Source organism: Defluviimonas sp. D31, from assembly GCF_033436765.1.
GTDB lineage: Bacteria > Pseudomonadota > Alphaproteobacteria > Rhodobacterales > Rhodobacteraceae > Albidovulum.
Map to the genome: position 1 here is coordinate 1 of NZ_JAWQFN010000073.1, position 523 is coordinate 523.

1 pseudogene is annotated in these 523 nt (G+C 61.6%); it reads right to left on the reverse strand.

Features of this window, described 5'->3' with window-relative positions:
* Positions 1-303 precede the first annotated feature (303 nt).
* A pseudogene (locus tag R5H32_RS20945) lies at positions 304-523 on the reverse strand (IS110 family transposase); the annotation flags it as partial.

Genomic DNA, 523 nt, shown 5'->3' on the forward strand with positions numbered 1-523 from the left:
CGTCTTCGCTAATCGGGTTGCATATGTGAAGTCCTTCAGGCGGCTTGACCGCGCTGGCATCTGTGTCCCGGCAGGGTTCACTCTTCGCTCCGTGGTCGGTGCACCTGCCTGAACAGGGACCGCCACAAGTTGGGACCAGAACAGGGTCGGCGCATCAATCTCAAAGGTAACGTGTTTTCCGCGTCTTTTTCGGAAGCAACAACGAGTTCGACGATGTCACCGCACCCTGCGTCCTGCCGGACACATCCGCCGTCGCGGATCCCGTGTCAGATTTGTTTCTTCATTCGCATCTTCCTTCAGCGGTTAGGCTTCCGTTGCACCGCCAATGCCAGCTCGGGTCGCCTGGAATTCCGTTCCATCGATCCAGAGCCGGTGCAGGATCACCGCGAGACGCCGCGCGACCGCGATTTGTGCCCGCCGGACGCCCCGTCGCTTGGCAACCTCCATTCCCCAACGCTTGAGCCAGTTCCAAGATCGGACCCGGCAGAGCAGGACGGTCGCGGCCTCGCACAGCAGGGACCGC